Genomic DNA, 14,716 nt, shown 5'->3' on the forward strand with positions numbered 1-14,716 from the left:
GCCGCGGAGCGCGACGAGGCCGCGGCCCCCGCGCCCGGCGCGGTGCTCCCCGGCCCGGCCGACCCGCAGCCCGAGCCCACGGTGGTGCTGACCGTACGCAACACCGCGACCGTGCCCATCAGCGTCACCTCACACTTCCACTTCTTCGAGACCAACCCCCGGCTGGACTTCGACCGCGGCGCCGCGTACGGCATGCGGCTGTGCGTCCCGGCCGGCTCGTCGGTGCGGTTCGACCCCGGCGGCGCCGCGGAGGTCGGTCTGGTCCCGATCGGCGGCGACCGGATCGCGATCGGCTTCGCCGGTCTCGTGGACGGCCCGCTGGACGCGCCGGGTGCCAAGGAAGAAGCGCTGCGGCGGGCCACCGCCTGCGGCTACCTGGGAGCGGAGGAGCAGGCATGACCAGCAGCATCGACCCCTACGAGTACGCGTCGGTGCACGGCCCGCGGGCCGGCGACCGGGTCGTCCTCGGAGACTCGGGCCTGGTCGTCCGGGTCGAGTCCGATGCCCAGAAGCCCGGCGACGAGTTCCTGGCGGGCTTCGGCAAGACCGCCCGTGACGGGCTGCACCTCAAGGCCGCCGCGGTGCGCGAGACCTGCGATGTGGTGATCAGCAATGTGCTGGTCATCGATGCGATCCAGGGCATCCGCAAGGTGTCCGTCGGCATCCGTCAGGGCCGTATCCACGCCATAGGGCGGGCCGGCAACCCCGACACCCTCGACGGCGTCGATGTCGTCGTCGGCACCGGCACCTCGATCGTCTCCGGCGAAGGCATGATCGCCACCGCGGGCGCCGTCGACACCCACGTCCATCTGCTCTCGCCACGCGTCATGGAAGCCTCGCTGGCCTCCGGCGTGACCACCATCATCGGCCAGGAGTTCGGGCCGGTCTGGGGCGTCGGCGTCAACTCCCCCTGGGCGCTGGGGCACGCCTTCGGCGCCTTCGACGCCTGGCCGGTCAACATCGGCTTCCTCGGCCGCGGCTCCTCCTCGGGCGATGCCCCGCTGGTCGAGGCGCTCGCCGAGGGCGGTGCCTGCGGCTTCAAGGTGCACGAGGACATGGGTGCGCACGCCCGCGCCCTGGACACCGCGCTGCGGGTCGCCGAGGAGCACGACGTCCAGGTCGCGCTGCACAGCGACGGCCTCAACGAATGCCTCACCGTCGAGGACACCCTGCGCGTCCTGGACGGCCGCACCATCCACGCCTTCCACATCGAGGGCTGCGGCGGCGGACACGTCCCCAACGTCCTGAAGATGGCCGGGGTCCCCAACGTCATCGGCTCCTCCACCAACCCCACCCTCCCCTTCGGGCGGGACGCGGTCGCCGAGCACTACGGCATGATCGTCTCGGTCCACGACCTGAAGACCGATCTGCCGGGCGACGCCGCCATGGCCCGCGACCGCATCCGGGCCGGCACGATGGGCGCCGAGGACGTGCTGCACGACCTCGGGGCGATCGGCATCACCTCGTCCGACGCCCAGGGCATGGGCCGCGCGGGCGAGACCGTACGCCGTACCTTCGCGATGGCCGGCAAGATGAAGGCCGAGCTCGGGCCCCTTCTTCCCCAAAACGGGGAGGCCGGCGACGGCGCCCACGACGACAACGCCCGGGTGCTGCGCTATATCGCCAAGCTCACCATCAACCCCGCCATCGCCCACGGCCTCTCGCACGAGATCGGGTCGATCGAGGTCGGCAAGATGGCCGACATCGTGCTGTGGAAGCCGCAGTACTTCGGCGCCAAGCCGCAGCTGGTGCTGAAGTCCGGCTTCCCGGCCTACGGCGTCACCGGCGACCCGAACGCCGCCACCGACACCTGCGAGCCGTTGGTGCTCGGCCCGCAGTTCGGGGCGTACGGCGCCACCCCCGCCGAGATCTCGGTCGCCTTCGTCGCCCGGGCCGCGGTCGAGCAGGGCGGCGACCACCTGCCCACCCGCCGCCGCCGGGTCGCCGTCCGCGGCACCCGCGGCATCGGCCCCGGCGACCTCGTCCACAACTCCCGGGTCGGACAGGTCCAGGTCGACGGGCACAGCGGACTGGTCACCCTCGACGGTGACCCGATGCGCTCGGAACCGGCCGACACCGTCTCGCTGTCCCGTCTGTACTTCTTGTGACACCCGTACTTCTTGTGACACCCGCCTGCTCCACCGGCACCCTTGCCTGTCTCCCACTGTGAACCGTGAGGACCTCCGCATGAACACCCCTGTCGCCGACGGCTTCCGTATGCCCCCGGAGTGGGCGCCGCACGAGCGCACCTGGATGGCCTGGCCCGGCCCCAACTTCACCTTCGGCGAGGAGGGCGGCGAGACGCTGGCCGAGGCCCGCCGCGCCTGGGCCGCCGTCGCCCGGGCGGTCCGCCGCTTCGAGCCGGTCACCGTCGTCGCCGGCCCCGGCCAGGCCGAGGGCGCCCGCGCACTCCTCGGTGCGGACATCGACCTCGTCGAGCGCCCGCTGAACGACGCCTGGATGCGCGACATCGGCCCCACCTTCCTCACCGACGGCAGGGGCTCGCTCGCCGCCGCCGACTGGGTGTTCAACGGCTGGGGCGCCCAGGAGTGGGCCCGCTGGGAGCTCGACGAGAAGATCGCCGAGCAGGTCTCCGCACTCGCCGGAGCCCGCCGCTACGCCACCTCCCTCGTCAACGAGGGCGGCGGTATCCACGTCGACGGTGAGGGCACCGTCCTGCTCACCGAGACCGTGCAGCTCGACCCGGGCCGTAACCCCGGCCGCACCGCCGAGGAGGTCGAGGCCGAGATCCACGCCCACCTCGGCACCACCAAGGCGATCTGGCTGCCGCGCGGCCTGGCCGCCGACTACGGCCGGTTCGGCACCCGCGGCCATGTCGACATCGTCGCCGCCTTCGCCCGCCCCGGCGTCGTACTCGTCCACACCCAGCCCGATCCCGACCACCCCGACCACGCGATCTGCCACGAGATCGCCAAGCTGCTGCGCTCCGCCACCGACGCCAAGGGCCGCCGGCTGGAGGTCGTGGAGGTGCCCGCGCCCACCGTCATCGAGGAGGACGGTGAGCCGGTCGACTACTCCTACATCAACCACTACCTCTGCAACGACGGTGTGGTGCTGTGCGGATTCGACGACCCGCGCGACGAGCACGCGGCCGGAATCTTCCGCCGGCTCTTCCCCGACCGGACGGTCACCCTCGTCGACGCCCGTACGATCTTCGCAGCGGGTGGCGGTATCCACTGCATCACCCAGCAGCAGCCGAAGGTCTGATCGCCCCGACAGGCCCACTCCACAGCCGACCTCGGAGGTCCCCGTGCCCGGTCCCGCGCGCCGTCCCCGGCGCCGGCTCAACCAGCCCCGCGAGCAGGTCCTGGCCGCGGCGATGGCCACCATCGCCGCGGAGGGCCTGGACCGGCTGACCATGGCCGGGCTGGGCCGCGAGGTCGGCATGAGCAGCGGCCACATCCTCTACTACTTCGGTACGAAGGACGAGCTGCTGCTGCAGACCCTCCAGTGGAGCGAGGAGCAGCTCGGCGCCGAGCGCCGGGCCGCCCTCTCCCGCCGCGTCCCGGCCCGCGAACGCCTCGACGCCCTGGTCGACCTCTACCTCCCCGAAGGCCACCGCGACCCGCGCTGGACGCTCTGGCTGGAGGTCTGGAACCGCTCCCAGAACGCCGACGAGGAGACCCGCGAACGCCAGCTCGACCTGGAACTCGCCTGGCACCGCGACCTGGTGGCGCTCCTCGTCGAGGGCACCTCGAAGGGCGAGTTCCAGCCCGTCGACGCCGAACGCTTCGCCACCCGCACCCGCGCTCTCCTCGACGGCTTCGGCACCCACCTCGTCGTCGGCCTCCCCGGCACGGACCGCGCCCAAGTGCGGGAACACATACGCGACTTCCTCGATGAATCGCTCGGCACCGTGCGCCCGTGACCACAACGCACACAAGTACGCACGATCGTTGCCGCCCCGGCTCTTGCCGACGGCCCCCGGGTCCGCGACCGTGATCGGCTATGGGACGAGAGCAATGGAAGAAGATCTGGGTCGGCTCGGCCGGCAACATGGTGGAGTGGTTCGACTGGTTCGTCTACGCCAGTTTCGCGGTCTACTTCGCGGATTCGTTCTTCCCCAAGGGGAATGACACCGCGAACCTCATGAACACCATGGGGATCTTCGCCGTCGGCTTCTTCATGCGACCGGTGGGCGGCTGGGTGCTCGGCCGGGTCGGCGACCGCAAGGGGCGTAAGGCCGCGCTCACGCTGACCGTCACACTGATGTCCGCCTCGGCGATCCTGATCGCCGTCGCGCCTACGTACGCCGTCGCCGGCTACGGCGGTGTGGCCGTACTGCTCATCGCCCGGATGCTGCAGGGGCTCTCGGTCGGCGGGGAGTACGCGGCCAGTGCCACCTACCTCACCGAGGCGTCCGCGCCCGGGCAGCGCGGCTTCGCCTCCAGCTTCCAGTACGTGTCGATGACCGCCGGCCAGCTGCTCGGCCTCGGCCTGCTGATCGTGCTGCAACGCACCATGTCCGAGGACGCGCTGCACAGCTGGGCCTGGCGGATCCCGTTCATCGTCGGCGCGCTGGGCGCCGCCGTCGTCTTCTATCTGCGCCGCAACATGCTGGAGACCGAGGTCTACGCCGCGGACGAGGACGCCCACGCCGACCCGGAACGCGGCACCATCAAGGCGCTGCTGGCGCACAAGCGCGAGGCGTTCCTGGTCATCGCGCTCACCATGGGCGGCACGGTCGCGTACTACACCTACACGACATATCTGACCAAGTACCTCTCGGGCAGCGCCGGATTGTCCAAGCCGACCGCCTCCCTGGTCAGCTTCTGTGCGCTGTTCCTCTTCATGTGCCTCCAGCCGCTCGCCGGAAAGCTGTCCGACCGGATCGGACGGCGTCCGCTGCTGATCACCTTCGCGGTCGGCTCGACGTTCCTGACCGTGCCGATCATGACGCTGCTCCAGCATGCCGGCAGCTTCTGGGCGGCCCTCGGGCTCTCGCTGCTGGCGCTGGTCGTGGTCACCGGCTACACCTCGATCAACGCCTGTGTGAAGGCCGAGCTGTTCCCGACCGGCATCCGCGCGCTGGGCGTCGCCCTGCCGTACGCCATCGCCAACGCCCTGTTCGGCGGCACCGCGGAATATGTCGCCCTGTGGTTCAAGAACGGCGGCATCGAGTCCGGCTACTACTGGTACGTCGCCGGCTGCGCCGCCGTCTCGCTGATCGTCTACGTCACGATGCGCGAGACCCGCACCATCGATCTGCACCAGGTCGGCAAGGAGGACGCGGGCGAGGACAGCGGCGCGCGCGTGCTCGCATCCTGAGACGAGGGGCGCCGCGGGGGCAGTTTGTGCCAGACTGCCCCCGTGCTCTCGTTCGCCATGATTATTGGCAGCAGGCGCGCCGGTCCGCAGTGACTGCCCGTACGAACCGAGTACGGCGTAGCCACCGTCGTCCCAGACCCGCGCGCAGACCTCTCGCACCCGCGAGAGGTTTTTTCGTTTCCGGCCCACACCTCACCGGAGGCGGAGCGCGAGGGATCATGGAGGGACGGTGGAACCGGTTATTCCGGTAGACCGAGATCCCGACAGGAGCCAGATCAGCATGACGGACGCACACGAACCCTCCCCGTCCTCGACCTCCCGGCCCGAAGGCGCGGTGTCCGACGACTTCCATGTGTTCGACACGACGCTGCGCGACGGCGCGCAGCGCGAGGGCATCAACCTGACCGTCTCCGACAAGCTGACCATCGCCCGGCACCTCGACGAGTTCGGCGTCGGATTCATCGAGGGCGGCTGGCCCGGCGCCAACCCGCGCGACACCGAGTTCTTCCAGCGGGCCCGTGAGGAGATCGACTTCCGGCACGCACAGCTGGTCGCGTTCGGCGCCACCCGCAAGGCCGGCGTCCGCGTCGAGGACGACCCGCAGGTCGCCGCGCTCCTGGATTCCGGGGCCCCGGTCATCACGCTGGTCGCCAAGTCCCATGTCGGGCACGTGGAGCTGGCGCTGCGCACCACGCCCGAGGAGAACCTCGCGATGGTGCGGGACACCGTCGCGTATCTGCGCGCCCAGGGCCGCCGGGTGTTCCTCGACTGTGAGCACTTCTTCGACGGCTATGTGCTGGACGCGGTCTACGCCAAACAGGTCGTCCGGACCGCGAGCGAGGCCGGCGCCGATGTCGTGGTGCTCTGCGACACCAACGGCGGCATGCTCCCCGCGCAGGTCACCGCCGTCGTACGGACCGTCCTCGCGGACACCGGCGCGCGGCTGGGCATCCACGCCCAGGACGACACCGGCTGCGCCGTCGCCAACACCCTGGCCGCCGTCGACGCGGGCGCCACCCACGTCCAGTGCACCGCCAACGGCTACGGCGAGCGGGTCGGCAACTCCAACCTCTTCCCGGTCGTCGCCGCCCTGGAGCTCAAGTACGGGCGCCGGGTGCTGCCCGAGGGCAAGCTCGCCGAGACCACCCGGATCTCGCACGCCATCGCCGAGGTCGTCAACCTCACGCCCTCCACCCACCAGCCCTACGTCGGCGTCTCCGCGTTCGCCCACAAGGCCGGGCTGCATGCCTCCGCCATCAAGGTCGACCCGGACCTCTACCAGCACATCGACCCGGCGCTGGTCGGCAACACCATGCGGATGCTGGTCTCCGACATGGCCGGCCGGGCCTCGATCGAGCTCAAGGGCAAGGAGCTCGGCATCGACCTGAGCGACGACCGCGCGCTGGTCGGCCGGGTCGTCGAGCGGGTCAAGGAGCGTGAACTGGCCGGCTACACCTACGAGGCCGCCGACGCCTCCTTCGAACTGCTGCTGCGCGCCGAGGTCGAGGGCCGCCCGCGCAGCTACTTCCAGGTGGAGTCCTGGCGGGCGATCGTCGAGGACCGCCCGGACGGCACGCACGCCAACGAGGCGACCGTGAAGCTGTGGGCCAAGGGCGAGCGGATCGTCGCCACCGCCGAGGGAAACGGCCCGGTCAACGCGCTGGACCGGGCGCTGCGGGTCGGCCTGGAGCGGATCTACCCGCAGCTGGCCCATATGGAGCTGGTCGACTACAAGGTCCGCATCCTGGAGGGCGCGCTGGGCACCGGCTCGATCACCCGGGTCCTGGTCTCCACCAGCGACGGCCGGGGCGAGTGGTCCACGGTCGGCGTCGCGGAGAACGTCATCGCCGCGTCCTGGCAGGCGCTGGACGACGCGTATGCGTACGGGCTGCTGCGGGCCGGGGTCGAGCCGCAGGACTGAATCACTCAGGCATGCGCACGCCGCGGCCCCGCACGGCCCTCGGGGGAGGGGCCGGTGCGGGGCCGCGGTGCTGTGTGGGCCTGTGCGGGGTCAGGCCTGCGGGGCCGCCTTGACGGCGGAGATGTCGAAGGTGAGCTTGACCTTGTCGCTGAGCATCACGCCGCCGGTCTCCAGCGCGGCGTTCCAGGTCNCCTTGACGGCGGAGATGTCGAAGGTGAGCTTGACCTTGTCGCTGAGCATCACGCCGCCGGTCTCCAGCGCGGCGTTCCAGGTCAGGCCCCAGTCGGAGCGCAGGATCTCGGCGCTGCCCTCGAAGCCGACCCGCTCGGCGCCGTAGACATCGGTGGCCGAGCCGTTGAACTCCAGGTCGATGGTGAGCGGCTTGGTGACGTCGCGGAGGGTCAGATCGCCGGTGATGCGGTAGCGGTCACCGGACACCTGCTCGGCGGCGGTGCTGCGGAAGGTCATCAGCGGGAAGGTCTCGGCGTCGAAGAAGTCGGCGCTGAGCAGATGGCCGTCGCGGTCCGCGATACCGGTGTCGACGCTGGCGATCTTGACGTCGATGGACGCGGTGGAGCGGGACGGGTCGGCGCCGTCGAGTGTGAGCGCGCCCTCGTACTCGCCGAAGGAGCCGCGGACGTTGGTGACCATGGCGTGCCGGACGGTGAAGCCGATGCTGCTGTGGGCCGGGTCGATGGTGTAGTCGCCGGTCAGCGCGGCGAGCGCGGGGTCCGCCTCGAGGACGGCGGCCCCGGCGGTCGCGGCGGGGGCGGTGTCGGCGGGGGCGGCAGTGCGCTTGCGGTTGAACAGAGCCATGGCTCCTCCTCAAAGACGGGTCGCTCGGTGCGAGCAGGTTTGTTTAACCTTCAACGAGATTCACCGTAGCGGCATATCGTTCAATGTTCAACCTCTTGTCTCGGTCGGGTGTGGTCGGGCTCGGCCGGACGGGTGGCGGCCGGCGGGTGGCGGCCGGCGTTCCGGCGCGGCCATTGCCGCTCCGCCGCAGCCCGTGCTAGACCGTCGAAAACTCCCAAGTGCGCAGCGCCACACCCCAGTTGACGCCATGGAGAGGACCGACCGTGCCGCCTGTCTCCGCCACGTCCGTCTGGTCACGCAGAGGATTTCTCGCCGTATCCACCGCGAGCGCGCTCGGCCTCGCCGCCCGCCCCGGGTACGCCGCCCCCAGGCCGGCAGCGCCGGCCGCCGCGGCCGGGGGAGAGTACGACGCCCTCCGCGCCCGCTGGTGCGCGCTCACCCTCGGCGCCGGCTTCGACCCCGCCGCCCCGCCGTACGCCGCCGCCCTCCAGGAGACCGGCACCCTCGCCGGCACCTTCCGGGCGGGCATGCGGCCGGCCGCCGGCTCGCTCTGGCCGGACTGCCGCTACGACCCGCCGTCCGGCATCACCCAGAGCTACAGCCGGCTGAACACGATGGCCCAGGCCTACGCCCAGCCCGGCACCGGCCGCACCGGCGACCCCGGCCTCGCCGATGACCTCCTCAAGGGCCTCGACCACCTCGGAACCACCGTCTACAACACCGCCACCACCCGCTACGGCAACTGGTGGGAATGGCAGATCGGCAGCCCCAGACTCCTCCTCGACACCCTCGCGATCCTCGACGAGCACCTGCCCGACGGCGGCCTGCCCGACGATCTGCGCGCCCGCTGCCTCGCCGCCGTCGACCACTTCGTCCCCGACTCCCTGCTCGGCGACTACACCGGCACCAGCACCGGCGCCAACCGCGTCGACCTGTGCCGGGTGGTCGCACTGCGCGGCATCCTCGGCCGCGACCCCGCCAAGATCGCACTCGCCCGTGACGCCCTCTCGCCGGTCTTCCCCTACGTCACCAAGGGCGACGGCCTCTACGCCGACGGCTCCTTCGTCCAGCACACCTGGGTCGCCTACTCCGGCACCTACGGCTATGTCCTGCTGGACGGCCTGGGCCGGCTGTTCACCCTGCTCGGCGGCTCGTCCTGGGAGGTGACCGACCCGGCCCGGCAGATCATCTTCGACAGCGTCGAGCATGCGTACGCGCCGCTGCTCTACAACGGTCTGATGATGGACAGCGTCAACGGGCGCGCCATCAGCCGCGGCTACCTCCGCAACGACGAGCGGCACATCCTGCGCAGCGACCACTACCACGGCCATGCGCTGATCGCCGCCGTCGCGCTGCTCGGCCAGGCCGCGAGCGGCGCCGAGCGGGACCGCTGGCACGCCATGGTCAAGGGCTGGACCGCCCGCGACCGTACGCTGCCGGTCCTCACCGACCGGCAGTACACCGTCGCCGACCTCGCCCGCCTCCAGAAGATCGCCGACAGCTCCGTGGCCGCCGCCCCCGAACCCGTCGGCCACCGGCTCTTCCCCGCCATGGACCGCTCCGTGCACCGCCGCCCCGGCTGGGCCGCCGGCCTGGCCATGGCCTCCGACCGCATCGCGTACTACGAGAACGGCAACGGCGAGAACCCGCACGGCTGGCACACCGGCGCCGGCATGCTCTCTTGGTGGGGCGCCGATTTCGCGGGCGACCAGTACACGGACGCTTTCTGGCCCACCGTCGACCCCTACCGGCTCCCCGGCACGACCGTGTCCACCAAGCGCCTCGCCGACAACGAAGGCGGCGGCTGGGGCGAGCCCAAGCCCGCCGCCCGCTGGGTCGGCGGCACCACCGACGGCGAATTCGCCGCGATCGGCCAGGACCTGCGCGGTCTGGCCTCCACCCTCACCGCCAAGAAATCCTGGTTCGCGCTCGCAGACTGCATCGTCTGCCTGGGCGCCGGCATCACCGGACGCGACGGCGTCCCCGCCGAGACCATCGTCGACAACCGCTGCCTGGGCGAGTTCGGCGACGCGACGCTCACCGTCGACGGCGTACGCCGGCCCGGCACGCCCGGTGTGACCAGCTCCTTCCCCCGCGCCCGCTGGGCCCACCTCGACGGACACGGCGGCTGGGTCTTCCTCGGATCCCCCGGCGGCGCACCCCTCCAGGCGCTGCGCGAGGCCCGTACCGGCTCCTGGCACGACATCAACACCACCTCCTCCCCCCAGCCGTTCACCCGCCGCTATCTCACCCTCTGGCACGACCACGGCACCGACCCGACCGACGCGGGCTACGCCTACCTCCTCATGCCGGGCGCCACCGCCCGCACCGTCGCCGCCCGCGCCGCCGACCGCCGCTGGCTGACCGTCCTCGCCAACGACGCCGGCCGGCAGGCGATCGCCGTCGACCCGCTCGGCCTAACGGCCGCCAACTTCTGGCGGGCGGGCCACGCCGGGCCGCTTCGCAGCAGCGGCCCGGCCAGCGTGCTGGTGCGCGAGCGGCGGACGGCGGGACACGGCCGGACGGCGCGGCTGTGCATCGCCGGCCCGGAGCGCTCCGGCGATACGCTGGAGATCACCTGGTCGCGGCCGGTGCGCGCGGTGCTCGACCACGACCCGTCGGTCGAGGTGCCGGCCACCGGGCGGGCCTTGCGACTGCGCATCCGACCCGGCACGAGCTGCGCCACCCACACCTGCACGGTGCGCCTGCACTGACCGGATCGGCCCCCTGCCGGTCCACCGGTTACGACAACATCCGTCCGCTGCCGTTTGTCGGGCCCATACAGACGAGGGGCACTCCCGCCACCCGAACGGACGCCGGGCAGGAGGCCGCGTACAGGACGGTTCTGTGCTGCCTGCCCACCAAATCGCATGCGACGTTGTACGAAACCGACATCGGTGTGCGGCGCCTCGCCCACGTACCGTCGACACATGACCACTGTCGAAGATGTGCCCGCCGGCGCCAACGACGCCCGCGGGCGCGTCGCCGAGCTGCACGCCATCCGTGAGCAGGTTCGGCGAGGCCCCAGCGAGCGTGCGACCGAAGCGCAGCGTGCCAAGGGCAAGCTGACGGCACGCGAGCGGATCGAGCTGCTGCTGGACGAGGGTTCGTTCAACGAGGTCGAGCCGCTGCGGCGGCACCGCGCGACGGGTTTCGGCCTGGAGGCCAAGAAGCCCTACACCGACGGCGTGATCACCGGCTGGGGCACCGTGCACGGCCGGACCGTGTTCACCTACGCCCACGACTTCCGGATCTTCGGCGGTGCGCTGGGCGAGGCGCACGCCACCAAGATCCACAAGATCATGGACATGGCCATCCAGGCCGGTGCCCCGCTGGTGTCGCTCAACGACGGCGCCGGCGCCCGTATCCAGGAGGGCGTCTCCGCCCTGGCCGGCTACGGCGGCATCTTCCAGCGCAACACCAAGGCCTCGGGTGTCATCCCGCAGATCTCCGTCATGCTCGGCCCCTGCGCCGGCGGCGCCGCCTACAGCCCGGCGCTGACCGACTTCGTCTTCATGGTCCGTGAGACCTCGCAGATGTTCATCACCGGCCCCGACGTGGTGCGCGCGGTGACCGGCGAGGAGATCACCCAGAACGGTCTGGGCGGCGCCGATGTGCACGCCGAGACCTCCGGCGTGGCGCACTTCGCCTACGACGACGAGGCCACCTGCCTGGAAGAGGTCCGCTACCTCCTCTCCCTCCTGCCGGCCAACAACCGCGAGAACCCGCCGACGGTGGCCTGCGAGGACCCCGCCGACCGCTCCGGTGACGCGCTGCTGGACCTGGTGCCGGCCGACGGCAACCGCCCGTACGACATGCGCAAGGTCATCGAGGAGATCGTCGACGACGGCGAATACCTGGAGGTCCACGAGCGCTGGGCGACCAACATCATCTGCGCGCTGTCCCGGCTCGACGGCCGGGTGGTGGGCATCGTCGCCAACCAGCCGCAGTCGCTGGCCGGTGTGCTGGACATCGAGGCGTCCGAGAAGTCCGCCCGCTTCGTCCAGATGTGTGACGCCTTCAACATCCCGATCATCACCCTCCTGGACGTGCCCGGGTTCCTGCCCGGCGTCGACCAGGAGCACGGCGGCATCATCCGGCACGGCGCCAAGCTGCTCTACGCCTACTGCAACGCCACCGTCCCGCGGATCTCCATCGTGCTGCGCAAGGCCTACGGCGGCGCCTACATCGTCATGGACTCGCAGTCCATCGGCGCCGACCTGACCTACGCCTGGCCCACCAACGAGATCGCGGTCATGGGCGCCGAGGGCGCCGCCAACGTCATCTTCCGCAAGCAGATCGCCGAGGCGGACGACTCCGAGGCCATGCGCACCCGCATGGTCAAGGAGTACAAGTCCGAGCTGATGCACCCGTATTACGCGGCCGAGCGCGGCCTGGTCGACGACGTCATCGACCCCGCCGAGACCCGCCACACCCTCATCCGCGCCCTGGACATGCTGCGCACCAAGCACGCGGACCTGCCGGCCCGTAAGCACGGCAACCCGCCCCAGTAGCCAGACCGCACCGCACCCGGCACCACGCCATCGCGACGACGGAGAAGACACCGTGAATCCTGCCCAACGCACCGACCCCATCCGCGTGGAGAAGGGTCAGGCCAACGAGGAAGAACTCGCCGCCCTGACCGCCGTCCTCCTGGCCCGCGCCGCCCACCAGCCGACCGCCGCCCCGGCCCACCCGCGCGCCACGGCCGCCCGCTGGCGCCGCCTGGAGCGCCAGAGCGGTTTCCACGGGGCGACCAGCTGGCAGCGTTGATCGCGAGTTGTTGAACGTCTGAGGGGCCCCGCGCTGTTGCGGGGCCCCTCAGACGTTTGCCGTTCTCCCTCTTGCCGGTCGGTGGGGGCTGGGGCCTGCGGGGTCCGTCGTCTGCCGCGGGGGCCGGAGGGGCCGCACCGGAACCCGTCCTCGGCGCGGGCGTCACGGGTCCCAGATATCGGCGCCCCGGCGTTTGCTCCAGGTCCTGCGGGCGGGTCCCGGCACGTCCCCTCCGGCCTACGTGTATCCCGTCTGCGACCCGGCGGCACCGCCCGTCACAACAACAAAAGCGCGCGACGCCCACGTGCGCCCCGAGACCAGTGCATGTCATGAGCTGGAGCGACACGGCCGTAACGGTCATGGGTACGGCGGGACGGTCGCCAACGCGCGGAGGCCGGAGGGGATACCCGGTGCCCCGCCCGCAGGACCTGGAGCAAACACCGGGGTGCCAATCCCACGTAGCCGAGACGCCCGCGCCGAGGACGGGGTACCGGGTGTCCCCTCCGGCCCACCACCCACCAAGCGACAGCGAACCGGCCCCAGCCACGAGATAGTGAAGCCTCAACTAGCCTGCCAGCAAAGCAACTTGAGGCTCAGTCACTTTCCGGCCTAGGTATATCGGTTCGGCAGCCCGCGGCCGGATCAAGGCGTAGGTTCGCCTCAATCCTGGGGAGTAGAGCTGTTCAAGCCGAGATTCCCGTGCTGGCATGCGCTCGTCATCCCACTCCTGGTGTTCCCGCATCGCGGGCCCTAGGACGACCGGAAGGAAGAGCCCATGCTCAGCACGCTCAGTGCTGGTGCCGCAGTGGCATCCTTGCTCCTCGCCGGATCGGCATCCCCCACAACGCCAGCACGGTTCGGCGACGAACCGCCGACCGGCAAGATCACGATAACCGTCGCGACGGTCAACGGATCGGGCTGCAGACCCGGCAGCGCCGCAGTGGCCATCGCACCCGACAACACCGCCTTCACCGTCACCTACAGCGAGTATCTCGCCCAGGCGGGCGGCTCCAGCCAGCCCACCGACGCCCGCAAGAACTGCCAGATCGCACTGAACGTGCATGTCCCGCAAGGCTTCACCTACGCGATCGCCAGGGCCGACTACCGCGGCTACGCCTCCCTGGCCCCGGGCGCCAAGGGGCTGGAGCAGGCGAACTACTACTTCCAGGGCCAGCAGCAGACGGCCCGTAAGAGCCACACCTTCGCCGGGCCCTACGACAACAACTGGCAGTCGTCGGACGAGACCGACATCGATGCGCTGGTGTACGCACCGTGCGGCGAGGAGCGCTACTTCAACATCAACACCGAACTGAGGGTGGACGGCAAGTCGGCGGACCCCAAGGCCACCAGCTTCATGGCCATGGACTCCACCGACGGCAGCATCAACACCCTGTACCACTTCGCATGGAAGCAGTGCCCCCCGCGCGGGTGATGCCGGGATGCTGACCCGGGGCCCGTACGCCGGTGCGTACGGGCCCCGGGGTCAGGTGCGTACCGCGGCCGGCTCGACCGGGGGCGCGGCCGGGCGGCCTGGGCCGGGCCGAGCTGTACGGCGCCCCCTGCGACACCCCGGCCTTCCGCAGCCTGCCGGGCACACACTCCGCCGAGGACGACGTACGGGCCGATGCGCCCGAGCGGGCCGACGCCCGAGCGGGCCGACGCCGGCGCACGGGCCGACGCCCGCGCACGAGCCGCCGCGCCCGTACGGGACGAGGCGTCCGTGCCCCTACGGGACGCCACCACCCCCGGCGGGGATCTGCCCGCGACGAAGGCGCTCCAAGCCGCCCTGGACCTGGTCTCCGCGCACGAGGACGGGCTGCGGCGGCTGGACGCGGTGGCCGGCGACGGCGACCACGGCCTCGGCATCGTCCGCGGGCTGCGCGCCGCCGTCGCGGCCGCCCGCGCCACCGAACCGGG

The 14,716-nt window shown here is 71.3% G+C and carries 10 protein-coding genes and 2 pseudogenes; 11 read left to right on the forward strand and 1 reads right to left on the reverse strand.

Features of this window, described 5'->3' with window-relative positions:
- The 6 genes from ureB to cimA form a co-directional block, all read left to right on the forward strand.
- A partial coding sequence (gene ureB / locus DY245_RS27145) for an urease subunit beta (protein WP_128509855.1) occupies positions 1–399 on the forward strand: 399 nt, incomplete at its 5' end.
- On the forward strand, positions 396–2,108 hold the full coding sequence (locus DY245_RS27150; protein WP_128509856.1) for an urease subunit alpha: 1,713 nt from the start codon (positions 396–398) through the stop codon (positions 2,106–2,108). The genes ureB and DY245_RS27150, both read left to right, overlap by 4 nt.
- A gap of 79 nt (positions 2,109–2,187) precedes the next feature.
- A complete protein-coding gene (locus DY245_RS27155) occupies positions 2,188–3,228 on the forward strand; it encodes an agmatine deiminase family protein (RefSeq protein ID WP_128509857.1) in 1,041 nt (346 codons plus the stop codon).
- Positions 3,229–3,271: 43 nt separating this feature from the next.
- Positions 3,272–3,889, forward strand: coding sequence for a TetR/AcrR family transcriptional regulator (locus tag DY245_RS27160; protein WP_128509858.1), 618 nt, complete (start codon positions 3,272–3,274; stop codon positions 3,887–3,889).
- An 80-nt stretch (positions 3,890–3,969) separates the two neighbouring features.
- Complete coding sequence (locus tag DY245_RS27165; RefSeq protein ID WP_128509859.1) at positions 3,970–5,289, forward strand: MFS transporter; 1,320 nt, start codon at positions 3,970–3,972, stop codon at positions 5,287–5,289.
- A gap of 280 nt (positions 5,290–5,569) precedes the next feature.
- The gene (cimA, locus tag DY245_RS27170) at positions 5,570–7,210 is read left to right on the forward strand and encodes a citramalate synthase (protein ID WP_181923884.1); all 1,641 of its coding nucleotides are present in this window, start codon (positions 5,570–5,572) and stop codon (positions 7,208–7,210) included.
- A 191-nt stretch (positions 7,211–7,401) separates the two neighbouring features.
- Here cimA and DY245_RS27175 read toward each other — a convergent pair.
- A pseudogene (locus DY245_RS27175) lies at positions 7,402–8,026 on the reverse strand (YceI family protein); the annotation flags it as partial.
- A 263-nt stretch (positions 8,027–8,289) separates the two neighbouring features.
- Between DY245_RS27175 and DY245_RS27180 the strand changes: the two are divergent.
- The 5 genes and pseudogenes from DY245_RS27180 to DY245_RS45390 all read left to right on the forward strand — a co-directional run.
- Positions 8,290–10,740, forward strand: a complete 2,451-nt coding sequence (locus DY245_RS27180) for a polysaccharide lyase 8 family protein (protein WP_128509860.1) — start codon at positions 8,290–8,292, stop codon at positions 10,738–10,740.
- A 216-nt stretch (positions 10,741–10,956) separates the two neighbouring features.
- Entirely contained in the window at positions 10,957–12,540 is a 1,584-nt protein-coding gene (locus tag DY245_RS27185; protein ID WP_128509861.1) for an acyl-CoA carboxylase subunit beta, read from the forward strand.
- A 52-nt stretch (positions 12,541–12,592) separates the two neighbouring features.
- Positions 12,593–12,799, forward strand: a complete 207-nt coding sequence (locus DY245_RS27190) for an acyl-CoA carboxylase epsilon subunit (protein ID WP_128509862.1) — start codon at positions 12,593–12,595, stop codon at positions 12,797–12,799.
- Between the two features lie 775 nt (positions 12,800–13,574).
- Positions 13,575–14,231 (forward strand): DUF4360 domain-containing protein, encoded by a 657-nt coding sequence (locus DY245_RS27195; protein ID WP_128509863.1) that lies wholly within the window; start codon positions 13,575–13,577, stop codon positions 14,229–14,231.
- Positions 14,232–14,423: 192 nt separating this feature from the next.
- Positions 14,424–14,716 (forward strand): annotated as a pseudogene (locus DY245_RS45390) (dihydroxyacetone kinase); the annotation flags it as partial.

It is taken from the genome of Streptomyces inhibens (genome assembly GCF_003389455.1).
Classification (GTDB): Bacteria; Actinomycetota; Actinomycetes; order Streptomycetales; family Streptomycetaceae; genus Streptomyces; species Streptomyces inhibens.